The organism is Bradyrhizobium mercantei, from assembly GCF_001982635.1.
GTDB lineage: Bacteria > Pseudomonadota > Alphaproteobacteria > Rhizobiales > Xanthobacteraceae > Bradyrhizobium > Bradyrhizobium mercantei.
The window spans coordinates 504,468-527,215 of sequence record NZ_MKFI01000004.1 but is presented as its reverse complement, the minus strand read 5'-3'; the positions used below and the strand labels follow the sequence as shown (position 1 = coordinate 527,215).

Genomic DNA, 22,748 nt, shown 5'->3' with positions numbered 1-22,748 from the left:
TCAGGTCTTCAGCAGCGGGGCGCGGGCGTCTTCCTTGGGGAAGATGCTGGCGAGGTCGGCGTTCTGCCACTGCACGCCGACCGGACGGCCATAGACGTTCTTGCCGTCGGGGCCGAACTTCACCTTGCCGCCCGGCGCCATCGCCGCATAGCCCGAGGAGACATCGAGCGTCGAGAGCGCTTCACGCACCTTCTTCGGATCGGCGGAGGCGGCGCGCTCCAGCGCGTCGGCCAGCATGAAGGTCTGCGCGACCAGGCCGCCGGCATATTCGAAGGCGAACTCGCCGGTGCGCTTCTTGAACTCGGCATTGACCTTCTGCGCATCATCGTTGACGTCGTGGTTCCAGTGCGCGACGCCTTGCAGGCCCTCGGCCGCCTTGCCGACATTCTTGTAGAAGTCCGGCATCACGAAGCCGCCCGAGCCGCCATTGATCGCGATGTCGAGCCCGACCTGCTTCACGGTGCGCACGATCAGGATGAGGTCGTTGAGGTAGGACAGCGAGAACAGCGTGTTGGCGCCGGACGCCTTGACCTTGTTGATCAGCGGGCTCGCATCGGTGAAGCCGGCCGAGTAGGGCTCGAACATCACGATCTCGACGCCTTCGCCCGGCGCCAGCTCCTTCAGCCCGTTCGAGGTCGAGGTGCCGAACGCGGTGTTCTCGAAGATGACGGCGATCTTGGCCTGGTCGCTGACGAGCTTCGCCATCTGCAACTGTGCCTTGGCGAACTGCGAGGCGCGCGCGAACGGCGTGAAGGTGTAGCTGCGTCCCTTGTTGAGCTGGTCGGAGCTCGATCCGGTGATGATCGGAACCCGGGCGCGCTCGCAAACCTCGCTCGCAATCAAGGTCAGCGCGCTGGCATAGCAGCCATGGATCGCCGACAGCTTGTTGCCGGTGATCAGACGGTCGGTCTCGGTGCGCGTCACCGTGGTGTCGCTCTGCACGTCGGAGACAATCAGATTGAGCTTGGCGCCGCCGAGCGACTTGATGCCGCCGGCCTCGTTGACCATGTCGACCGCGAGCTTGGCTGCGGCAACGCAGCCGGTGCCGATCTGCGCCATGCTGCCCGTGGTCGGATAGAGCGCGCCGATATTGATCGGGTCGGCCGCCCAGCCCCGCAGCGGCACCACGCCGAATGCGCCGGCTGCGAGCACGCCGCCGGTTCTGACCAGGAATTTGCGGCGGTTCAGCTTCTTCCGTGAGGCGTTGGTCGGCACGGCATTATTAATGGCCGACGGCTTGCGGTCCCCTGTCATGGCGTTCCCCCTGCGCGACCACGGCACGGTTGCTCCGTCCGCTCGCTTATTATTTTTTGCGTCAAGCGGGGCGCATAAGAGCACGTAATTCGGCAATCGCAAAGGCGATATCGGCCGAGCGCTTGGGGAAACGGTGTGGCGACGGGGTGCGTCGCAGCATTCGCGCGACGCGTGCAAGTGAACGGCCTCGTGGAGTAAGGGACGCCGACGAAGATGCCGGCATTATTGACAATCGAATGACCCAACGGACCGGCACGGCCAGTGCCGGCCCGCCGGATCATTCGATCGGCCGCTGCAACGGCTACTCCGCGCTCGCCACCAGCTTGAAGCGTGGCTTGGCTTCCATCAGGCTGCGATAGGCGGCGAGATAGTCGAGTGCCATCCGCCGCGCGGTGAAGCGGGTCTCGAACCGCTGGCGGATCGCGTCGCGGTTGAGCGTCGACAGGCGCCCGACGGAGGAGATCGCGCTGATCTCGTCCTCGACGATGAAGCCGGTCAGGCCATCCTCGATGATCTCGGGCACCGAGCCGCGGTTATACGCAATCACGGGCGTGCCGCAGGCCATCGCTTCGATCATGACGAGGCCGAACGGCTCCGGCCAATCGATCGGAACCAGCAGTCCGATCGCGCCGCTGAGGAAATCCGGCTTCTCGCGGTCGCTGATCTCGCCGATGAACTCGACCAGCGGGTTGTTCGTGATCAGCGGCTTGATCAACTCGTCGTAATATTCCTGGTCGGCGCGATCGACCTTGGCCGCGATCTTCAGCGGAATGCCGCAGCGGGCTGCGATCTTGATCGCGCGATCGACGCCTTTCTCCGGCGCGATGCGCCCGAGTACGGCGAGATAGGATTGCTTGGCCGGCTGCGGCGTCAGCAAATTCTCCGGCAGGCCATGATGGATGGTGCGCACCCAGTTCGCCTGCGGCACCGGCCGCCGCTGCGCGTTCGAAATAGAGATCACAGGGATCTTGGAGAAGGTGTTGAAGACCGGCTGGTGCTCCGGCAGGTCGAGCCGTCCGTGCAGCGTGGTTACGAACGGTGTCGGCTGCCGCGCGAACAGCGACCACGGATAATAGTCGAGATGGCAATGCAGGAAGTCGAACTCCTCGTCGTCGGCCTTCTGCCGGACGCGTTCCAGCATCACCATGTGCAGCGCGTTGGGATCGCGGACAGAGCCGTCGAGGCGCAGTGCCTTCGGCCAGGTCGCATCGAGCTTCGCGGAGGTTTGTGAATCGCCACTGGCGAACAACGTCACGTCATGTCCAAGTGTTACAAGTTCTTCGGTCAGCCAGTGCACGACCCGTTCGGTGCCGCCGTAGAGCTTGGGGGGAACAGCCTCCGTCAGCGGGGCAACCTGCGCGATGCGCATTTCTCCGTCTCCTGTTTGTGATGTGGAATGAACTACCCTCAGCCCTCTGATGGCACCGACATGCCAAAGACGGGAACGTTCTCGCACGTGCGTGGTTCCTTAAGGGCGGGAGATCTGCCGCTTCTTTCTTCCATCACACTGTGGTCTTGCTGATGCCATCTCGCTCCAACACGTTTTTGCCGACGCCAGCGTTGCAAAATTGTTGCGCAGTGATGGCTGCATCAAGGAATCCCGCCGCCGCCCTTCACGTCATCGTGCACGAGAGCTTCGACTAAAATTTTCTCGTTCACCTTCAACAGCTTTGCAGGACGTCATGGACCATCTGTCAGGATACGCGCACCGTCCCTTTCCCTTTGTGCTGCGCTATCTGCGCCGGCGGCTTCCGTCGCATGTTGTAATCTTGTCGGCCGTCGGCGCGGCGGTTGCCTGCTCGGTGGGCACGCAGTACGGCGTGAAGAATCTGGTCGACGCCCTGTCGGCGGGGCCGTCGGCCGCGAATGGCGTATGGCTGGCATTCGCTCTGCTCATGTCGCTGATCGCAGCCGACAACTTCATGTGGCGGATCGCGAGCTGGACCGCGAGCTACACCTTTGTGAGCGTCACCGGCGACCTTCGCCGCGACATGTTCCGCCATCTCACCGGCCACGCGCCGAGCTATTTCACGGACCGGCTGCCGGGCATGCTGACCAGCCGGATCACGGCGACGTCGAACGCGGTGTTCACCGTCGAGAACATGTTCGTATGGAACGTGTTGCCGCCCTGCATCGCCACCTTCGCGGCGATCACGCTGGTTGGAACCGTCAGCGTGACAATGTCAGCAGTGCTGATCCTGATTGCGGGAACCATGGTGGTGGCGATGTTCCGCATGGCCGCTGCCGGCCGGCCGCTGCACGACGATTTCGCCAACCGGGCAGCTGCCGTCGACGGCGAAATGGTCGACGTCATCAACAACCTGCCCCTGGTGCGCGCGTTCTGCGGCCTCGGCTACGAGCACGACCGTTTCGACGCGACCGTCAATCGGGAACTCGTCGCGCGCGGCCGTTCCCTGCGCTATCTCGAAAAGCTCCGCCTCGTTCACGCCGGCGTGACCGTGATCCTGACGATCGCGATGCTGGCCTGGGCGCTCTCGCTCTGGCAGCAGGGCCAGGCCACCACCGGCGACGTCGTGCTGGTCTGCACGCTCGGCATCTCGATCCTGAGCGCCACCCGCGATCTCGCGGTTGCGCTGGTCGACGTCACCCAACATGTCGCTCGCCTCACCGAGGCCCTGGCGACGCTGTTGCAGCCGCATGAGCTGAAGGACCATCCGGAGGCCGAGGCGCTGGTGAAGAGCGGCGCGGCGATCGCCTTCAACAACGTCTCGTTCCGCTATCCCGGCGGCCTCCAGGTGTTCGAGCGCTTCAGCTTGCGCATCCAGCCCGGCCAGCGGGTCGGCCTGGTCGGGCAATCCGGCGGCGGCAAGTCAACACTGTTTACCCTTCTGCAGCGCTTCTACGACGTCGAGCAGGGCAACATCTCGGTCGACGGCCAGGACATCTCGCGCGTCACCCAGCAGAGCCTGCGCGCGGCGATCTCGGTGGTGCCGCAGGACATCTCGCTGTTCCACCGTTCGATCCTCGAGAACATCCGCTACGGCCGGCCGGACGCCACCGACGACGAAGTGCTGCGGGCGGCGATCGCGGCGCGCTGCGACTTCATCGAAAGCCTGCCCGAAGGCATGAACACCATCGTCGGCGATCGTGGTGTCAAGGTTTCGGGCGGCCAGCGCCAGCGCATTGCGATCGCGCGCGCCTTCCTCAAGGATGCGCCGATCCTGCTGCTCGACGAGGCCACCGCGGCACTCGATGCGGAATCCGAGGAGGCGATCCGCGAGGCGTTGTCGCGCCTGATGCGCGGGCGTACGGTGGTCGCGATCGCGCATCGCCTCGCGACGCTGCGCAGCTTCGATCGCGTGGTCGTGCTGCAGGGCGGCCGGATCGTCGAGGACGGTCCGCCGGATATCCTGGTGAAGGGAAGGGGTCCCTACCGCGACCTGGTCGCGCGCGAAATGGGCCGCCTCTCCACCAGCGCGGCCTGACCCCGCGTCATCAAGCGTATCCTTGCGTTTCCGGTGCGTTCGTTCGGGCCGAGTAAGCAAAGTCGCCAGAGGTTCAGATGGCAGCTGACGTCGTTACGCAGATCATCACTGCTCGCATCACTGAGCACGTCGCCGAATCGCCGTTCTACATTCCGATGACCGGGCCCGCGGCGCGGCCGCGGCGCTCGCTCAAGCATGACGACACCTTCATCGTGCTCGACAGCCATGGCGATATCGGCGCCTCGGCCGGTGGGCCGGACGGCCTGTTCAACGCCGACACGCGCTACCTGGCGCGGCTTGAGATGGTGCTGGAGGACGTGCAGCCGCTGCTGCTCGGCTCCAACATGCGCGACGACAATTCGGCGCTGACGGTCGATCTCACCAATTCCGACGTCTATCGCGACGACCGTCTGACCCTGCAGAAAGACACGCTGCACATCGTGCGCTCGATCTTCCTGTGGCGCGGCACCTTCTATCAGCGCATCGGCCTGCAGAATCACGGCGATCATGCTGCAAGCTTCGATCTCACGCTGCTGTTCGACAATGACTTTGCCGATTTGTTCGAGGTGCGCGGCGAGCGGCGGCCGCGGCGCGGCATCGGCTCGAGCAAGCTGCTCGGCCCGACCGACGTCGTGCTGGAATATTGCGGCCTCGACGAGCAGACGCGGATCACCGCACTGCATTTCGATCCGCGGCCGACCCGGTTGTCGGTCAACGCGGCGACCTATCATTTCGAGCTCGAGCCGGCGCAGGTCACGTCGCTGTTCGTCGCGGTCTCCTGCAACAAGCCGATCATGCAGAAGCCGGTGCCGTTCTTTCGCGGGCTCTTGGCGCATCGCCGCGAGATGCGGAATTCGTCGGCCGGCGCGGCCTCGATCGAGACCTCCAACAACATCTTCAACGAGGTGCTGTGCCAGGCGATGGCCGACCTCAACATGCTGATGACCGAGACGCCGCAGGGCCGCTATCCCTATGCCGGCATTCCCTGGTACTCGACGACGTTCGGTCGCGACGGGCTGATCACCGCGCTGCAGATGCTGTGGGTCGACCCGCGGATCGCCCAGGGCGTGCTGAAGCGGCTGGCGCTGTTCCAGGCCAAGACGGTCGATCCGCTGAACGATGCCGCGCCGGGCAAGATCCTGCACGAGATGCGCGGCGGCGAGATGGCCGCGCTGCGCGAGGTGCCGTTCGCGCATTATTACGGCAGCGTCGATTCGACCCCGCTGTTCGTGCTGCTCGCCGGGCTCTATCTCGAGCGCACCGGCGACGTCGAGACGTTGCGCGAGCTGTGGCCCGCGGTCGAGGCGGGATTGCAATGGATCGACGGTCCGGGCGATCCCGACCGCGACGGTTTCGTCGAATACCAGCGCGCCACCGACGAGGGGCTTCGCAATCAGGGCTGGAAGGACTCCTTCGACGCCATCTTCCACGCCGACGGAACGCTCGCCGAGGGCAATATCGCGCTGGCGGAAGTGCAGGGCTACGTGTTCGCCGGCAAGCAGCTTGCCGCGCGCACGGCGCGCCAGCTCGGCTTTGCGGATAAGGCTGCAAAGCTCGACGCCGAGGCCGAGCGGCTGCGCGCGCGGTTCGAGCAGGCGTTCTGGTGCGAGGAGCTCGGCACCTACGCGGTCGCGCTCGACGGCGCCAAGCGGCCGTGCAAGGTGCGCACGTCGAATGCCGGACAGACATTGTTCTCCGGCATGGTGCGGGAGGATCGCGCGCGGCGGGTTGCCGCCGATCTGATGAGCCAGAAATTCTTCTCGGGCTGGGGCATCCGCACCGTCGCCGTGGGCGAAGCGCGCTACAACCCGATGTCCTATCACGACGGCTCGATCTGGCCGCACGACAATGCGCTGATCGCACTTGGATTTGCGCGCTACGGCCTCAAGCATTCGGTCGCGCATCTGTTCAAGGGGCTGTTCGACGCCGCAAGCTATATGGAGCTGCGGCGGCTGCCGGAGCTGTTCTGCGGCTTTCGTCGCGAACGCCGGCGCGGTCCGGTGCTCTATCCCGTGGCCTGCGCCCCGCAGGCCTGGGCAAGCGCGACGCCGTTCACGCTGCTGGAGGCTGCGCTCGGCCTGGAATTCGACACCGCGCGCGGCGAGATCCGGCTGCGCGATCCGCGGCTGCCGGAATTCCTCAACGACGTGGTGCTGCGCGATCTCAGGCTCGGCGCGTCCAGCGTCGATCTGCGGCTGCGCCGTCACGGCGACGAGGTGTCGCTCGAAGTGTTGCGCACGCGCGGCCAGATCCAGGTGTCGATCGTGCTGACGCATTAAGTGTCGTCGCGCGGCGTGGAGCGTCGTCGCAGGCCGCCGCGCAGCCTAAGGAAATCGTGGGGAGAGTAACATGCGTTCGAGGGTCATCGTCATACTGGTCGCAGCGGTGCTGCTGACATGCGCTGGTGTCCGGGCCGCCGATGACGCATCGCCGGCGCCGGCACCATCACCGCCGCCAGCAGCACAGGCGTCGCCAGCCGCTCCGGCGCCACCGGCCGCGGCGCCGAAGGAGCAGGCCAAGGAGCCGTCGCCGCCGCCGTCGGTGACCGTGATCGGCGCGCGCGACGCGCACGGCATTCTCGGGCGCGACGTGCGCAGTTCCGCCAATGAGGACATGGGGCGCATCGTCGACGTCATCGTCGACCGCGACGGCAAGGTGCGCGCCGCGGTGATCGATTTCGGCGGCTTTCTCGGCGTCGGCAGCCGCAAGATCGTGGTCGATTGGAACGCGCTGCGTTTTGCCGGCGTTTCCAGCAAGAGCGACAGCATCACGCTGGACCTCAACAAGCAGCAGGTGAGCGCTGCGCCTGAATACAAGGAAGATACGCCGCTGATCGTGCTGGGCGCGGCCGGCAATCTCCACCCATGGGATTACGAACATTAGGGGGCTGAAGCTGGTCGCGCGTCCGAACTCTTCCTTCGAGACGGTTGGCGACGATCGTGGCGAGCGATCAGCCGGCGGCATGAAGATTGTGCCACGTGTCCCCGATCAACAGAGGCCGGAGCAGCCGCGCGCGCCGTCGCGCGAAAGCCAGCGCGGGCTCGACTGGTTCATTTTCTTCCTGGCCGATGTACAGACCGGATTCGGCCCGTTCATCGCGGTCTATCTGACGACCCAGAAATGGACCCAGGTCGAGATCGGCTTCGTGCTCTCGATCGGCGGCATCATCGGCCTGCTCGGCCAGATGCCGGGCGGCGCGATCGTCGATGCGGCGCGCTCGGAGCGGGTCGTCGCGGGTTGTGCGGTGGCCGCCATCGGCGCCAGCGCGCTGGCCTACGCGCTGTGGCCGATCCTGCCCGTGGTGACGCTCGCCGCCACCCTGCATGCGCTCGCAAGCTGCGTGCTGGGACCTGCGATCGCCGCGATCAGCCTCGGCCTGGTCGGGCCGCTTGCGATCGGCGAGCGGCTCGGCCGCAATGCGCGTTTCGCCTCGCTCGGCAGCGGCTCGGCCGCGGCGCTGATGGGCGCCTGCGGCTATTTTTTGTCGAGCCGCTCGGTGTTCCTCGTCACCTTCATCCTGGCGATCCCGACGCTGCTGTCGCTGGCGCGGATCCGCGAACGCGAGATCGACATCGCGCAGGCCCATGGCGAGGTGAAACGCGAGGTTCCCGACAAGCGCGCCACCAGCGTCGTCACCTTGGTGCGGCAGCGGCCGCTGCTGATCTTCGCCGGCGCGATGATGCTGTTCCAGCTCGCCAATGCCGCGATGCTGCCGTTGATGGCGGGCGTGGTCACCACGCGCTCGAGCCAATGGGCGCCGGTGCTGATCGCGGCCTGCATCATTGTGCCGCAGGCGATCGTCGCGCTGTGCTCGCCGTCGGTCGGCCGCAAGGCCCAAATTATCGGCCGGCGGCCATTGCTCCTGCTGGCCTTCGCCTCGCTGGTGATCCGCGGGCTGTTGTTCGCGACGGTGCGCGATCCCTATCTGCTGGTCATGGTGCAGATCTTCGACGGCATCACGGCGGCGATCTTCAGCGTGATGGTGCCGCTGATCGTGGCCGACGTTGCGTTCGGCAGCGGCCATTTCAACCTGGCGCAAGGCATTGTCGGCACCGCGGTCGGTATCGGCGCGTCGCTCAGCACGGTGCTGGCCGGCTATGTCAGCGACAAGCTCGGCAGCAGCACCGCCTTCATGGGCCTCGCCGGCGTCGCCGCGCTCGGGTTGTTCGTGATCTGGCTGGTGATGCCGGAGACGCGGCGGACCGCATGACAGCGAAGCGCGACCGCGGCCGCAGGCCGCTACCCCCAAAGCTGCGGAATCGGCGGCGATCGGCCGGTTTTGGCCGTGCGGCACCCTTCCTCATGCATGCGGCGTCATATATGAGTGAACATATGAGTGATTTGCTGTTGGAACGCGCCGATGCCGGCAGCGGTTAATTAAACCAAAATCGTGCTCTGGTACGGATCGACGCAGCGCGGGCAGGCATTTCGACCGAGGAATGGCATGAGAAATCGAACGACGACGGCGCAGACCACCGGAGCGATGCGGCGTTGGGGACTTCCCGCCTTTGTGACTTTCGCGACGATGGTCACACTCGCGTCACCGACCGGCAGCGCCGCGGCGAAGCAGCAGCGTCCCGCGGCCACCGTCGAGGCGACGGCGCCGCGCACCGCGGGTGAGCCGATCATGGCGATCGTGTCGATCAGCGCCCAGAAGGTGACCTTCTACGACGCCGACGGCTGGATTTACCGCGCGCCGGTGTCGAGCGGCGTCAAGGGACGCGAGACCCCGGCCGGCATCTTTGCGCTGGTCGAGAAGGACAAGGACCATCACTCGACCATGTACGACGATGCCTGGATGCCGAACATGCAGCGCATCACCTGGAACGGTATCGCGCTGCATGGCGGGCCGTTGCCGGGATATGCCGCCTCCCACGGCTGCGTGCGGATGCCCTATGACTTCGCCGAGAAGCTGTTCGACAAGACGCGTATCGGGATGCGGGTGATCATCGCGCCGAACGACGCGGCCCCGGTCGATTTCACCCATCCGGCCCTGTTCGTGCCGAATGCTGAGGCCATCGCGGCTGCTCCGGCGCGCGCTGAAAAGCTCTCGCGCGAGGCGGCGGATGCCGCCAAGGTGGCCGACGAGGCCAAGAAGGCCTCCGCGGCCGCGACCAAGGAGGCCGCACTGTTCACGCCGGCGTCGCTGCGCAAACTGCAACAGATCAAGACCCGTGCCGACGCTGCGGTTGCGTTGGCCGACAAGACGCTCGCCAATGCCAAGACCGACCAGGCCAAGGCGCGCGCCGAGGACCTGAAGCAGAAGGCGGTTGCCAAGGCGGCGGAAGCGACCACGCAATACGAGGCAGCCCAGGGCGACGCCAAGCCGAAGCTCGATGCGGCAGCGGCCGCAAAGGATGCTGCCAAGGCGGCCGAGACCAAGAAGGCCGATACCCAGAAGGCGGCGACCGAGGCGAAACTCGCGCTCGAGCCGGTCTCGGTCTACATCAGCCGCGCCACGCAGAAGCTCTACGTGCGCCGCAACACGCATAAGCCATGGGCTGACGGGGGCGAGGTGTTCGACTCGAGCATCGAGGTTCCCGTCACCATCCGCGATCCGGACAAGCCGATCGGCACGCACATCTATTCGGCGATGGCGAAGAGCGACGCCGGGCTGCGCTGGACCGAGGTGACGATCGACGACGGCGATAACGCCAAGGACGCGCTCGACCGCGTGACCATCCCGCAGGACGTGCTGGATCGCATTGCGCCGACCGCCGTGCCGCGCTCATCGATCATCATCTCGGACGAGCCGCTGAGCGCCGAGACCAACTATCGGACCGAGTTCGTTGCGGTGCTGAGCAACCAGCCCCAGGGCGGTTTCATCACGCGCAAGCCGACACCGCGGCCGATGGATGAGGATTACCCGGTTGCGAGCGGGGACGACGGCTTCGGCTTCTTCTCGCAGCGCAGCTGGAATCCGCAGTCGGGCACCCAATACGGCTATCCCCAATACGGCAATCCGCAAGCGCCGACCCAGTACGGCACCCCGTATTACGGCAATCCGCAAGCCGCCAATCCGCGCCGGCGCGGCGGCGGCCAGTACTATTGGCAATCGCAGGACTGGTAGCGCGCTGGCCGCGTAGCTGCCGACGAAATCACCGACCAGCAACACAGTATTGGGCGGCGGCGTGATGCCGCTGCCCAATTGCGTGGTGCTATTACGGGCGCGCTTCCAGGATCAGGTTGAACGGCGTTTCCGCCGCGCGGCGGAACCGTGAGAAGCCGCCCTGGCGCGCGACTTCGCGCAACCTGGTCTCGCCGGCCTGCGCGCCGAGCGCGAGCCCGACCTCCTGGTCCAGCGAGGCCGGCGTGCAGATCATCGTCGAGGCGGCGTAATAGACCCGCCCGATCGGATTGAGGTTGTCCTCCAGCCGGTCGTTGGCGAACGGCTCGATCAACAGGCAGGTGCCGTCGTCGGCGAGGGTGGAGCGGGTGTGCTTGAGGGCGCCGACCGGGTCTCCCATGTCGTGCAGGCAATCGAAGAAGCACACCAGGTCATATTTGTTGGCGGGGAAGTCCTTGGCCGAGTGCGTCTGGAAATGGACGCGGTCCGACAGCCCTGCCTCCCTCGCGGACAGCCGCGCTGCCTGGATCGAGCCGTCGTGATAGTCGAAGCCGTAGAAGGTTGATTTCGGAAATGCCTCCGCCATCAACCGCGTCGAGACGCCGTGGCCGCAACCGACATCGGCGACGACGGCGCCCTTCTTCAGCTTGTCGACGACGCCCTCGAGCGCGGGCAGCCATTCCTGGACCAGATAGTGCTTGTAGCTGGTGCGGAAGAAGCGGGCGGTGCCGCAGAACAGGCACTCGCTGCGCTTGTTCCAGCCGACGCCCTTGCCGGTCTTGAATGCGTCGGTGATCTTCGGCTCGTCGAGAAAGGTCGCGCCGACCAGGCTTCCCACGGCGCCGAGAAACACCGGGCTGTCCTCGTCGGCAAGCGCAAGCGCCTGCTCGGGCAGCATCGAGAACTTTCCGGACTTGCTGTCATATTCGATGTAGCCGGAAGCTGCCTGCGCCGAGAGCCACTCCTGAACGTAGCGGCCGGCGGTTCCGGTCGCCTTGGCAAGGGCCGCGGCGTCCATCGGTCCTTGCTGCGCGAGAGCCCTGTAGAGCCCAAGCTTGTCTCCCAGCAGCATCAGCGAGGCGTTCATCGCCGCGCCGACATCGCCGATCATCTTTCCCATGAATGAATTGAGACGTTCCTCGTTCACGTCCATGATGTTTCTCCATCGCAATCGCGTTTGGCCAAAAGTCCATCATTCGCAATTTCACGCATGCGTCGTCGTCCACTCGTGGGGCGACGTGATCGCATGAAAGGTTCGGCGCAATGACCCGATTGTTACTGGTCCGCTGGGATCCCACGGCGGTCGGGCTTCACAACCCTGCGAGGCAGGCGGCCTAAGCCGCCGCGCGCGGCAGGATGAGCTTCTTGTACAGCGCGCTGTAGCAGGCGGCCGACAGGTCCCAGCTGTAGGACTTGGCCATCGCGCTGGCGCGCATGGCGTTGAGGCGATCCTTGGCGCGATAGGCGTCGAACGCGCGCCTGACGCCGCCGAGGAAGGATTCCGCCGATGGCTGCGAGAACAGGAAGCCGGTCTCGCCGTCGGCGATGGTCTCCGCAAGCCCGCCGGTCTGGTGCCCGATCGGCAGCGAGCCGAAGCGCTGCGCATACATCTGGCTGAGGCCGCAAGGCTCGAAGCGCGACGGCATCAGGGTGAAATCGCTGCCGGCGAAGATCCGGCGCGCCTGTGCATCGTTGAAGCCGATGATGACGCCGATCGCGTCGGGCCGGCGCCGGTGCGCGGCCACCAGGGCGTCCTCGATCGCGGGCTCGCCACTGCCAGTGACGACGATCTGCCCGCCATCCCTGATGATCTCGTCGGCGGCCGACAGCACGAGGTCGACGCCCTTCTGATGCACGAGCCGTGCGACCAGGCCGAAGATCGGTCCGCGCGAGACCGCGAGCCCGAACTGGCGGCGGACATAATCGGCGTTGGCCTGCTTGCCCTTCCAGTCGCCGGCGCCGAACGGCTGCGCGAGCAGCGCGCAATGGCGCGGGTCCCAGCTTTCGTCGATGCCGTTCAGGATGCCGGTCAACTGGTCGGCCTCGGAGCGGACGCGCAACAGGCCCTCCAGCCCGCAGCCGAGCTCGGCCGTGGTGATCTCCTTCGCATAGGTCGCGCTGACCGTGGTCAGGTGCGAGGCGTAGACGAGGCCGCCCTTGAGGAACGAGAGCTTGTCGTAGAACTCCAGCCCGTCGATGTGGAAGGAGCTTTCCGGTGCGCCGATCCGTCGCAGCGAGTCCTTCGGAAACAGGCCCTGATAGGCGAGATTGTGGATAGTCAGGATCGACGGGATCGGCGCGTTGCGCCATGCGAGGTAGGCCGGTGTGAGCGCGGCCTGCCAGTCGTTGGCGTGAACGAGGTCGGCTGCCCAATTCTTGTCCAGCGTTCCGGCTGCAAGTTCGGCAGCGGCGGAGGCAAAGCGGCCGAAGCGGATGTCGTTGTCGGGCCAGTCGCGGCCGGACTCATCGCCGTAGGGATTGCCGGGCCGATCGTAGAGCTGCGGACACAGCAGTACGTAGACGGGCAGCCCGTCCTTGGTCGATGCGCGGCCGAGCGTGCAGCCCGGCATCTCGGCAAGAGCCGCGCATTGCCCAACGATTTCAATATGCGTGAACTGCTCGACCACATCCCGGTAACCGGGAAGCATGATCCTGACGTCGCTCCAGGCGCGGAGCGCCCGGGGAAGTGCTGCGGAAACGGCACCGAGCCCGCCCACGCGGACGAAATCGTCCATCTCCGTCGTGACGAATAAGACCTTCAACAAGCGCCCTCGTTCCAGCCCATGACAAGGCTATGCAAGATCGGGTCCAATCTGCCTTTGAGTAAAATGCAAGACGGCCCGCGCTCCCGGTCTGGACGAGACGCTTTCCTGTCGGGACGGCTCACTTTAGGGTCACGCGACGCCGAACAACCAATGACGAAGGTGGAGGAAGCCTTGCCGACGACAATAGCCGCTGACGATGAGGGGAATTTGACACGGAGCTTCGACGGCCTTCGCGTGCTGGATTTTTCGACCACGATCGCCGGACCTCATTGCACGCGGATGCTCGCCGACATGGGCGCCGAGGTGATCAAGATCGAGCCGGCCGAAGGTGAGACGATGCGGACGCGGCCGCCGGTGCGCAACAACTGCTCGACGGCGTTCGGCCAGCTCAATATCGGCAAGAACAGTCTGGTGCTCGACCTGAAGTCGCCGGCCGGCGTCGAAGCCGTACGCCGGCTGATCGCGACCGCCGACGTGCTGGTGGAGAATTTCCGCCCCGGCGTGATGCGGCGGCTCAAGCTCGATTATGCCTCGATCCGCGACATCAATCCGAAGCTGATCTTTTGCTCGATCTCCGGCTACGGCCAGACCGGCCCGTCGGCGGAATTGCCGGCCTATGCGCCGGTGATCCATGCCGCCTCGGGCTACGAGATGGCGCATCTCGCCTACCAGCCGGGCCGCTCGCGCCCGGACTATTGCGGCATCTATCACGCCGATGTGCTGACCGGCGTCTACGCCTTCGGCGCGATCTCGGCGGCGCTCTATCAGCGCAGTGCCTGCGGCGAGGGCCAGCATATCGACGTCTCGATGCTGGAATCGATGCTGAGCCTGACCCTGAACGAAGTGCAGGGCGCTCAGTTCGAGGTGAAGCCGCCGCAGCGCCCGATGTTCGGCCCGATCGGGACCACCGACGGCTACGTGATGGTGGCGATCGCGAGCGAAAAGACGTTCCAGAACCTGATGCAGGTGATCGGCCGTCCGGAATGGGTGTCCGATCCGCGCTTCGCCAGATATTCCGATCGGCGGGACAATTGGGCAGCCTTGATGGAAGGCGTCGAGGCGTGGTCGCGCGCGGTCAGCACGCAGGCCTGTCTTGCTGCACTCAATGAATATGGCGTGCCGTCGTCGGCCTACCGCACCGTGCGCGAGGCGCTCGCCGATCCGCAAATCGCCCATCGCGGCGCGCTGGCCGAGGTCGCGGACGGCGGCGGCAGCTTCAAGGTGCTCAACCTGCCGTTCCGCATGTCCGGTGCAACCGTCGGGGCGCGAAAGCGGATGTCGACGCTCGGCGAGCACACGCTGTCCTACCTGAAGGAGATCGGCCTCTCCGACGACCAGATCGCAGGCTTCGCAGCGCAACCGGCGAAAACCGTGAGCAGTTAAGCCTGCGGCTTTTCATCCGTATTACGGTCTTGTCGCGCGCGGCGATTCCGGACAAGCTGCCGCCCGACATACGACGATCCGGAACACCGGACGTCGCCCACTTGGGAGGGAGCACGGATGAATTTGGTCGGGCGCGCGCACGCAGTTGCGCGCATATTTCTTGTGGCGGGATTTGGTGCGGCGGCATTTGCTGCACCAGCTCATGCGCAGAAGCCGGGCGGTACGCTGACTGTCGGCCAGGAGCTGGACATACCGGGCTTCGACCCGCTCAAGGTCGGCGTCTACGACACCTCGGCCAACACCGCGGCGGCCGCGATCTTCGACACGTTGATGACGCTTGACGACAAGGGCGAGCCGAAGCCGAAGCTCGCATTGTCCTGGGAGCATTCCGAAGACTTCAAGACCTGGAACATCAAGCTGCGGCCCGGCGTCAAATTCCACGACGGCACGCCGTTCAATGCGCAGGCGGTGAAGGAGAACTTCGACCGCCAGAAGGATCCGGCCAACAAGTGCCGCTGCGCGTTCTACATTACCAGCATCAAGAGCGTGGACGTCATCGATGATCTCACGGTGCGCTACAATTTCAGCGACCCGGCGGTGAACTTTCCGGCGACGCAGTCGATCCAGAGCTCCAACAATGTGATGCAGTCGCCGACGGCGTGGAAGACCAAGGGCGACGACTACAACCGCAACCCGGTCGGCACCGGTCCCTACATCCTGAAATCCTGGACCGCCGGCGACCGCATGGTGCTGGAGAAGAACCCGGATTACTGGGACAAGGGCAAGCCCTATCTCGATCGCATCATCCTGAAGCCGCTGCCTGACGCGCAGTCGCGCTTCGCCTCGCTGCAATCCGGCGAGGCCGACATCATCTGGGACGACGAGGCAGACGCGGACAACATTCTCAAGGCGCGCAAGGACCCGAGTCTGACCGTGCATACCTATCAGGGCTCGGGGGCCTCAGTCGCCGCCTTCAACACCAAGGTCCCACCTTTCGACGACGTGCGCGTGCGCCAGGCGCTGGTAATGGCGCTCGACCGCCAGAAGATGTCGCAAGCGATCACCAATGGTCTGGCGCGGCCGGCCAGCAATCCCTATGGCGACGGCTCCTGGGTGAAGTGCAAGGATGACGGCGCGTTGCCCTACGATGTCGAGAAGGCCAAGGCGCTGATCAAGGACTACGGCAAGCCGGTCGAGTTCAAGATGCTGGTCACGGCGACGCCGCGCGGTCGCACCGGCGGTCAGGTGTTGCAACAGTTCTGGAAACGCATCGGCGCCAATATGGAGATCGAGCAGGTCGATCAGGCGACCATTCCGCCGCGCGCCTTTATGCGCCAGTTCCAGCTCACGCCGTGGCGCATCGTCGATCTCGCCGATCCCGATCCGCAGATGTACGCCAATTTCCACACCGGCAGTCCGGTGGCGCTGGCGAACTATTCCAACCCGGAGCTTGACCGGTTGCTGGAGCATGCACGGACCACCGCCGACGTCGCCCAGCGTACCGACGACTATTGCGCGATCAGCCGCCTGATCAACAAGGAGGCGATCTGGTTCTGGACCTTCCAGAACACCTACTACGCAATGTCGAGCGTGAAGGTGAAGGGCGTGCCAAAGATGTTCAACGGGGTGCTCGACGTCTCCTACGCCTGGAAGGAATAGCCTTTCATGCTGTTCTTCGTCGCGCGCCGGCTCCTGTACCTGGTGCCGGTGCTGATCGCGGTTTCGGTGTTGACCTTCGTGATCGCCTCGCTGCTGCCCGGCGATCTGGCTTACGTGATCCTCGGCGACCAGGCGACGCCGGAGAATGTCGCGGCGCTGCGTCACGACCTGGGGCTCGATCAGCCGATCTGGCTGCGCTATCTCGGCTGGCTCTGGCACATCGTGCAGGGTGACTTCGGACGATCCTTCCGCACCGGGCAGACCGTGCTGCAGGCCGTCAGCGAACGCGTCCCGATCTCGTTCGAGCTGATGATCCTGGCCGAGCTGATCGGGCTTGCGATCGGCGTGCCGCTTGCGATCGCCTGCGCGGCCAAGGCCGGCAGCGCGTTCGACCGCCTCATGACCGGCTCGGCGTTCGGCATGCTGTCGGTGCCGACCTTCCTGTCCGCGATCCTCTTGATCTATCTGTTCGCGGTCGAGCTGCGCTGGCTGCCGGCGACCGGCTATGTGCCGTTCACCGAGGATCCGCTCGCCAATCTGCGCTTCATGGTGCTGCCGGCGTTGACGCTCGGGCTTGCGGAGTGGCCGGGCATCATGCGGGTGCTGCGCTCCGACATGATCGCTGCACTTCAGGAGGACTATATCGCGCTCGCCAAGGCAAAGGGCCTGAAGCCGTCGCGTATCCTGTTCGTGCATGCGCTGAAGCCGTCGTCGCTGACCCTCGTCACCATCACCGGCATCAATATCGGCCGCCTGATCGGCGGCGCCGTGATCGTCGAGACGATCTTCGCGCTGCCCGGCATCGGCCGTCTGCTGGTCGGCGCGATCCTGACCCGCGACCTCATCATCCTGCAGGGCGTGGTGCTGCTGGTCGGCGCGGGTTTCGTCATCATGAACTTCATCGTCGATCTGCTCTACGCCTTACTCGATCCGAGGATCCGCCATGGCCACGCTTGAGCTCAGCCTCGACGAGAGCAGTGCCGCACCGGCGCGGCGCAAGCGCCGGATTGGCACGCTGTTCTGGCTCGCGGTCGGATGGACGGTCGTGGTATTTGCGGTCGCGATCCTTGCCGACCTGTTGCCGCTGCCGAGTCCGACCGACATGGACATGCTGGAACGGCGCGGAACGTTCTCCGCCGAGCATTGGCTCGGCACCGACGGTCTCGGCCGTGACGAGCTGTCGCGGCTGATCTATGGCGCGCGGATCTCGCTGATCGTCGGCCTCTGCGCGCCGATGATCGGGGTCACGATCGGCGGCGCGCTCGGCATGCTCGCCGGCTATTTCCGCGGCCGCTTCGAATCCATCGTGGTCGGCAGCATGGATGTGCTGCTGGCATTCCCGCCGCTGATCCTGGCGCTGGCGGTCACCGCCTATCTCGGCCAGTCGATCTTCAATTTGACCTGCATTCTCGGCGTGCTCGGCATTCCCGCCTTCATGCGGGTGGCGCGGGCGGCGACGCTGACGCTGGCGCGGCGCGAATTCGTCATCGCGGCACAGGCGCTCGGCGCCACGCATACCCGCATCCTGCTGCGTGAGCTGCTGCCCAATGTGCTGCTGCCGCTGCTTGCCTTCTTCCTGCTCGGCGTCGCCGTCACCATCGTGGTCGAAGGATCGCTGTCCTTCCTCGGCCTCGGCGTGCCGCCGCCGATCTCGAGCTGGGGCAGCATGATCGGGGAGGGGCGGGAGAGCCTCGACGTGGCGCCGCGCCTCGCCTTCATTCCGGCGGCCGCGATGTTCCTCACCGTGCTCGCGTTCAACCTGATCGGCGACACCATGCGCGCGCTGACCGATCCCAGGCAGGGTGCGCTATGAGCAGTGCGCTGCTGTCAGTCGAGAACGCGGTGGTCGACCTGCCGACGCCGCGCGGCAATCTGCGGGCGGTGGATCATGTCGATCTCGCCGTCGGTGCCGGCAGGACGCTCGGCATTGTCGGCGAGTCCGGTTGCGGCAAGACCATGCTGTCGCGCGCGATCCTGCAACTGCTGCCCAAGAAGGCGAAACTGTCCGGTCGCGTGATGTTCGACGGGCAGGATCTGACGAGACTGCCGGCGGAGAAGTTGCGCAAGCTGCGCGGCCGCTCGCTTGCGGTCGTGTTCCAGGATCCCATGACCTCGCTCAATCCGGTGCTGACCATCGGCACCCAGCTGATCGAGACCATTCAGGAACATCTCGAGCTCGATCTCGCCCAGGCCAGGCAGCGCAGCATCGAGCTCCTGGCGGCGGTCGGCATTCCCGCACCCGAGCAGCGGCTGGCGCAATATCCGCACCAGCTCTCCGGTGGCATGCGCCAGCGCGTCGCGATCGCGGTGGCGCTGTCCTGCGAGCCGCAGCTCCTGATCGCGGACGAGCCGACCACCGCGCTCGACGTCACGATCCAGGCGCAGATCCTCGATCTCCTGGCGCGGGAGCAGCAGCGCCGTCATATGGCGATGATCATCATCACGCATGACCTCGGCGTCGTCGCCGGCCGCACCGACGAGGTCGCGGTGATGTATGCGGGGCGCGTCGTCGAGCGCGCGCCGACGCCGGCCTTGTTCAAGCAGATGCGGATGCCCTACACCGAGGCGCTGCTCGCCGCGCTGCCGAAACTCGACGTCGCGCCGCATACGCCGCTGCCGGCGATATCAGGGCGGCCGCCGGATCCGACCCGGCCGCTCAAGGGCTGCTCATTCTCGCCGCGCTGCCGCTACTCTGCCGAGCGCTGCGGCACGGAGAAGCCGCAGCTCAGCACGGCGGAGACGCCGGAGCATCTCTATGCCTGCTTCCATCCGATCGCCGCGAGGGTCGGCGCATGATGTTGCAGGCCGCACCCAATCCGCTGATGAAAGTGGAAAACCTCGTCGTCGAATATTCGGTGGGCGGCAAGACCATTCATGCCGTCTCCGACGTCAGCCTCGAAATCGCGCGCGGCGAGACGCTGGGGCTGGTCGGCGAATCCGGCTGCGGCAAGTCGACGCTCGGCCGCGCCGTGCTGCAATTGCGTCAGGCCGTCTCCGGCAAGGTGCTGTTCGACGGCCACGATCTCACCACCCTGAAGGGCGAGGCGCTGCGCCAGATGCGCCGGCGCGTGCAGTTGATCTTCCAGGATCCGATCGCCTCGCTCAATCCGCGGCGACGGATCGGCGATATCGTCGCCGAGCCGCTGGTGATCGCGGGCGTCAAGGATCCCGAAGAACGCAAGCGGCGTGTAACCGAGGTGCTGTCGGCGGTCGGCCTCGATCCGGCGCTGGTGAGCGGACGCCTGCCGCATGAATTCTCCGGCGGACAGTGCCAGCGCATCTGCATTGCCCGCTCGCTGGTGCTCAATCCGGAATTCGTGATCTGCGACGAGCCGGTATCCGCGCTCGACGTTTCTATTCGTGCCCAGATCCTTAACCTGCTGGAGGAGATGAAGGCGCGTTACGGCCTGACCTTGCTGTTCATTGCCCACGACCTCGCCGTGGTGAAGGCGGTCTCGGATCGCGTCGCGGTGATGTATCTCGGCCGGCTCTGCGAGGTCGGCCCGTCGGAGCAGCTGTTCGCACGGCCGGCGCATCCCTATACCGCGCTGCTCATCGAGGCGATCCCGGTGCCCGATCCGGATGTCCGCCCGACCCAGAGCGTGCCGGTCGGCGAGCCGCCGTCGCCGATCGCGCCGCCGTCGGGCTGCCGCTTCCGCACCCGCTGCCCGCGGGCCGATGCGCGCTGCGCCAGCGAGGTGCCGGAACTGCGCGTGGTTGCGCCCGGCCAGTTCGCGGCTTGCCATCATCCGCTGGTCTGAATAGACGCTTCGAGCGAGCTGCATGGCGGCTTGCTCGAAATGGGGTCGCGATCCGTTTGTCCCGCGCGGGCAGGCGTGGCAAGGTCCGCCGCAACAACAAGTCTCGGGAGAACAGCGATGAAGAGTTTCCAGGTCGTCGATTTCAACGCCCCCTTGAAAGAGGTCGATCAGCCGACGCCGCAGCCGTCGGGCACGCAGGTGCTGATCAAGGTCAAGGCCGCCGGCGTCTGCCACAGCGATCTGCACATCTGGGAGGGCGGCTATGATCTCGGTCATGGCCGCAAGCCGCTGTCGCTGAAGGATCGCGGCGTCTCGCTGCCCCGCACGATGGGCCATGAGACGGTCGGTGAAATCGTGGCCTTCGGGCCCGACGTCAAGGACGCCGACAAGGGCGGCCTCAAGGCCGGCGACATCGCGCTGGCCTATCCCTGGCTCGGCTGCGGCAAATGTCCGACCTGCCTCGGCGGCGACGAGAACATGTGCGCGATCAAGCCGAATGCGCTCGGCGTCTATTGCGACGGCGGCTATGCCGATCACATGACGGTGCCGCATCCGAAGTATCTTCTCAACCTGAAGGGCCTCGATCCGGTCACCGCCGCGCCCTACGCCTGCTCGGGCGTCACCACCTACAGCGCGCTGAAGAAGGTCGAGAAGGACCTCGACACGCCGATCGTGATCTTCGGCGCCGGCGGTCTCGGCCTGATGGCGCTCTCGCTGTTGAAGGCGATGGGCGGCAAGGGCGCGATCGTGGTCGACATCGACGCCAGGAAGCGCGAGGCGGCCGAAGCCGCCGGTGCGCTCGCAACCGTCGACGGCAAGGCGCCCGATGCACTGGAGCAGCTCGTCAAGAAGGCCGGCCAACCGATCCGCGCCGCGATCGACCTGGTCGGCAATGCCCAGACCTCGCAGCTCGGCTTCGACTGCCTGACCAAGGGCGGCAAGCTCGTGATTGTCGGCCTGTTCGGCGGTGGCGCGCCCTGGGCGCTGCCGCTGATCCCGATCAAGGCGGTCACCATCCAGGGCAGCTATGTCGGCAATCTGCGCGAGACCCAGGAACTGCTCGACCTGGTGCGGACCAAGAAGATTCCGGCGATCCCGGTCACCCCGATGCCGCTCGCCAAGGCGAACGAGGCGCTGACCAACCTGCAAAAGGGCCAGCTCGTCGGGCGTGCGGTGCTGACGCCGTAGTCGCTTCCGTCATTGCGAGGAGCGAAGCGACGAAGCAATCCATATCTCCGTAAGCGGCGGCATGGATTGCTTCGCTTCGCTCGCAATGACGACTAGACTATCGCGGCGCTTCGATTTCCAAAGGAATTCCCCCATGTCCGCCAACGACGCACTTCACATCGCAGTCCTCGGTGGCGATGGCATCGGTCCCGAGGTGATGGCGCCGGCGCTCGAAGTGCTGCGCAAGATCGAGGCGTCGGCCGGCCTCAAATTCCGCTTCACCGAGGCGCCGGCCGGTGCCGACCATTACACGCAAACCGGCAAGTCGATGCCGGAGAGCACGATCCGGCTGTGCGAGGAGGCTGATGCGATCCTGCTCGGCGCCTGCGGCCTGCCGTCGGTGCGCTACCCCGACAACACCGAGATCGCGCCGCAGATCGAGTTGCGGATGATCTTCGATCTCTATGCCGGCGTGCGGCCCGCGCGATTGATCCCGGGCGTGGCGAGCACGATCGTCGGCGCCGATCAGAAGGGCATCGACCTCGTCGTGATCAGGGAATCGACCGAGGGCCTGTTCGCTTCGATGGGCAAGGGCGTCGTCACCGACAGCGAGGCGCGCGAGACCATGGTGATCACGCGCCACACCTCCGAGCGGCTGTTCGAGTTCTCGTTCCGGCTCGCCGAACGCCGCAAGGCGCGCGGCAAGGTCAATGGCGGGCTGACCTGCGTCGACAAGGCGAACGTGTTCAAGGCGTTCGCATTCTTCCGCAACATCTTCGACGAGACCGCGAAGCGCCATCCCGGCGTCAGGGCTGATCACCTCTATATCGACGCGACCGCGGCTGCGTTGGTGAAGCGCCCCTGGGATTTCGACGTCATGGTGACCGAGAACATGTTCGGCGACATCCTGTCCGACCTCACCGCCGGTCTGATCGGCGGCATGGGCATGGCGCCGTCCGCCGATATCGGCGATCGCTACGCGGTGTTTCAGCCGTGTCATGGCACGGCGCCCGACATCATGGGGCAGGGCAAGGCCAACCCGACCGCGATGATCCTGTCGGCCGCGATGATGCTGGACTGGCTCGCCGACAAGCACGGTCTCGAAAGCGCCGCCGAAGCCGGCGAGCGGATCGAGCGCGCGGTCGACAAGGTCTATGCCGGCGGCATCAAGCCGTTCGAGTTCGGTGGCAGCAACGGCACCGTCGACGTCGCGAAGGCCGTGCTGGCGGCGCTTTAGGTTAGCACT

Annotated in this window: 17 protein-coding genes; 13 read left to right on the top strand and 4 right to left on the bottom strand. The window is 65.6% G+C overall.

Translation table 11 applies throughout. The features are described from left to right. Positions 1 to 1,254, bottom strand: a complete 1,254-nt coding sequence (locus BI327_RS20575; protein WP_076862603.1) for an ABC transporter substrate-binding protein — start codon at positions 1,252 to 1,254, stop codon at positions 1 to 3. 301 nt (positions 1,255 to 1,555) lie between these two features. Next, complete coding sequence (locus BI327_RS20570) at positions 1,556 to 2,623, bottom strand: glycosyltransferase family 4 protein (RefSeq protein ID WP_076862602.1); 1,068 nt, start codon at positions 2,621 to 2,623, stop codon at positions 1,556 to 1,558. Positions 2,624 to 2,936: 313 nt separating this feature from the next. Here BI327_RS20570 and BI327_RS20565 point away from each other — a divergent pair, with 313 nt between their 5' ends. From BI327_RS20565 to BI327_RS20545, 5 genes are all read left to right on the top strand, one after another. Then, on the top strand, positions 2,937 to 4,700 hold the full coding sequence (locus BI327_RS20565) for an ABC transporter ATP-binding protein (RefSeq protein WP_076862601.1): 1,764 nt from the start codon (positions 2,937 to 2,939) through the stop codon (positions 4,698 to 4,700). 77 nt (positions 4,701 to 4,777) lie between these two features. Then, complete coding sequence (locus BI327_RS20560; protein ID WP_076862600.1) at positions 4,778 to 6,979, top strand: amylo-alpha-1,6-glucosidase; 2,202 nt, start codon at positions 4,778 to 4,780, stop codon at positions 6,977 to 6,979. A 70-nt stretch (positions 6,980 to 7,049) separates the two neighbouring features. Further along, positions 7,050 to 7,583: a PRC-barrel domain-containing protein gene (locus BI327_RS20555; protein WP_076862599.1), complete on the top strand. Its 534-nt coding sequence runs from the start codon at positions 7,050 to 7,052 to the stop codon at positions 7,581 to 7,583. Positions 7,584 to 7,662: 79 nt separating this feature from the next. Further along, positions 7,663 to 8,910, top strand: coding sequence for an MFS transporter (locus BI327_RS20550; RefSeq protein ID WP_076862598.1), 1,248 nt, complete (start codon positions 7,663 to 7,665; stop codon positions 8,908 to 8,910). 234 nt (positions 8,911 to 9,144) lie between these two features. Next, positions 9,145 to 10,770 (top strand): L,D-transpeptidase, encoded by a 1,626-nt coding sequence (locus BI327_RS20545; RefSeq protein WP_076862597.1) that lies wholly within the window; start codon positions 9,145 to 9,147, stop codon positions 10,768 to 10,770. Positions 10,771 to 10,861: 91 nt separating this feature from the next. Here the strand turns inward: BI327_RS20545 and BI327_RS20540 are convergent, their stop codons facing one another. Together BI327_RS20540 and glgA are read right to left on the bottom strand one after the other, a co-directional pair. Next, the gene (locus tag BI327_RS20540) at positions 10,862 to 11,920 is read right to left on the bottom strand and encodes a class I SAM-dependent methyltransferase (protein WP_076862596.1); all 1,059 of its coding nucleotides are present in this window, start codon (positions 11,918 to 11,920) and stop codon (positions 10,862 to 10,864) included. A gap of 181 nt (positions 11,921 to 12,101) precedes the next feature. Beyond that, positions 12,102 to 13,529, bottom strand: coding sequence for a glycogen synthase GlgA (gene glgA / locus BI327_RS20535; RefSeq protein ID WP_076863111.1), 1,428 nt, complete (start codon positions 13,527 to 13,529; stop codon positions 12,102 to 12,104). A gap of 153 nt (positions 13,530 to 13,682) precedes the next feature. On the opposite strand from glgA, the gene BI327_RS20530 reads away from it, so the two are divergent. From BI327_RS20530 to BI327_RS20495, 8 genes are all read left to right on the top strand, one after another. Beyond that, entirely contained in the window at positions 13,683 to 14,915 is a 1,233-nt protein-coding gene (locus BI327_RS20530) for a CaiB/BaiF CoA transferase family protein (protein ID WP_076862595.1), read from the top strand. 117 nt (positions 14,916 to 15,032) lie between these two features. After that, on the top strand, positions 15,033 to 16,574 hold the full coding sequence (locus tag BI327_RS20525) for an ABC transporter substrate-binding protein (RefSeq protein WP_076862594.1): 1,542 nt from the start codon (positions 15,033 to 15,035) through the stop codon (positions 16,572 to 16,574). Between the two features lie 6 nt (positions 16,575 to 16,580). After that, positions 16,581 to 17,531 carry an ABC transporter permease gene (locus BI327_RS20520; protein ID WP_076862593.1) on the top strand — a complete coding sequence of 317 codons (951 nt, stop codon included), beginning with the start codon at positions 16,581 to 16,583 and terminating at the stop codon, positions 17,529 to 17,531. Next, positions 17,518 to 18,387 carry an ABC transporter permease gene (locus BI327_RS20515; RefSeq protein WP_076862592.1) on the top strand — a complete coding sequence of 290 codons (870 nt, stop codon included), beginning with the start codon at positions 17,518 to 17,520 and terminating at the stop codon, positions 18,385 to 18,387. Before BI327_RS20520 ends, BI327_RS20515 begins: the two co-directional genes overlap by 14 nt. Further along, positions 18,384 to 19,370 (top strand): ABC transporter ATP-binding protein, encoded by a 987-nt coding sequence (locus BI327_RS20510; RefSeq protein ID WP_076862591.1) that lies wholly within the window; start codon positions 18,384 to 18,386, stop codon positions 19,368 to 19,370. The genes BI327_RS20515 and BI327_RS20510 overlap by 4 nt, the downstream gene beginning before the upstream one ends. Next, positions 19,367 to 20,335, top strand: coding sequence for an ABC transporter ATP-binding protein (locus BI327_RS20505; RefSeq protein ID WP_076862590.1), 969 nt, complete (start codon positions 19,367 to 19,369; stop codon positions 20,333 to 20,335). Before BI327_RS20510 ends, BI327_RS20505 begins: the two co-directional genes overlap by 4 nt. Before the next feature lie 117 nt (positions 20,336 to 20,452). Further along, a complete protein-coding gene (locus BI327_RS20500) occupies positions 20,453 to 21,523 on the top strand; it encodes an alcohol dehydrogenase (RefSeq protein WP_076862589.1) in 1,071 nt (356 codons plus the stop codon). A gap of 133 nt (positions 21,524 to 21,656) precedes the next feature. Then, entirely contained in the window at positions 21,657 to 22,739 is a 1,083-nt protein-coding gene (locus BI327_RS20495; RefSeq protein WP_076862588.1) for an isocitrate/isopropylmalate dehydrogenase family protein, read from the top strand. Positions 22,740 to 22,748 lie beyond the last annotated feature (9 nt).

Bases quoted from the DNA above. Each gene is read 5' to 3' on its own strand.
- BI327_RS20520 (WP_076862593.1), top strand. From the start codon at position 16,581: ATGCTGTTCTTCGTCGCGCGCCGGCTCCTGTACCTGGTGCCGGTGCTG.
- BI327_RS20565 (WP_076862601.1), top strand. From the start codon at position 2,937: ATGGACCATCTGTCAGGATACGCGCACCGTCCCTTTCCCTTTGTGCTG.
- BI327_RS20570 (WP_076862602.1), bottom strand. From the start codon at position 2,623: ATGCGCATCGCGCAGGTTGCCCCGCTGACGGAGGCTGTTCCCCCCAAG.
- BI327_RS20515 (WP_076862592.1), top strand. From the start codon at position 17,518: ATGGCCACGCTTGAGCTCAGCCTCGACGAGAGCAGTGCCGCACCGGCG.
- BI327_RS20505 (WP_076862590.1), top strand. From the start codon at position 19,367: ATGATGTTGCAGGCCGCACCCAATCCGCTGATGAAAGTGGAAAACCTC.
- BI327_RS20540 (WP_076862596.1), bottom strand. From the start codon at position 11,920: ATGGACGTGAACGAGGAACGTCTCAATTCATTCATGGGAAAGATGATC.
- BI327_RS20500 (WP_076862589.1), top strand. From the start codon at position 20,453: ATGAAGAGTTTCCAGGTCGTCGATTTCAACGCCCCCTTGAAAGAGGTC.
- BI327_RS20550 (WP_076862598.1), top strand. From the start codon at position 7,663: ATGAAGATTGTGCCACGTGTCCCCGATCAACAGAGGCCGGAGCAGCCG.
- BI327_RS20555 (WP_076862599.1), top strand. From the start codon at position 7,050: ATGCGTTCGAGGGTCATCGTCATACTGGTCGCAGCGGTGCTGCTGACA.
- BI327_RS20495 (WP_076862588.1), top strand. From the start codon at position 21,657: ATGTCCGCCAACGACGCACTTCACATCGCAGTCCTCGGTGGCGATGGC.
- BI327_RS20510 (WP_076862591.1), top strand. From the start codon at position 18,384: ATGAGCAGTGCGCTGCTGTCAGTCGAGAACGCGGTGGTCGACCTGCCG.
- BI327_RS20575 (WP_076862603.1), bottom strand. From the start codon at position 1,254: ATGACAGGGGACCGCAAGCCGTCGGCCATTAATAATGCCGTGCCGACC.
- BI327_RS20560 (WP_076862600.1), top strand. From the start codon at position 4,778: ATGGCAGCTGACGTCGTTACGCAGATCATCACTGCTCGCATCACTGAG.
- BI327_RS20530 (WP_076862595.1), top strand. From the start codon at position 13,683: ATGACGAAGGTGGAGGAAGCCTTGCCGACGACAATAGCCGCTGACGAT.
- BI327_RS20525 (WP_076862594.1), top strand. From the start codon at position 15,033: ATGAATTTGGTCGGGCGCGCGCACGCAGTTGCGCGCATATTTCTTGTG.
- BI327_RS20545 (WP_076862597.1), top strand. From the start codon at position 9,145: ATGAGAAATCGAACGACGACGGCGCAGACCACCGGAGCGATGCGGCGT.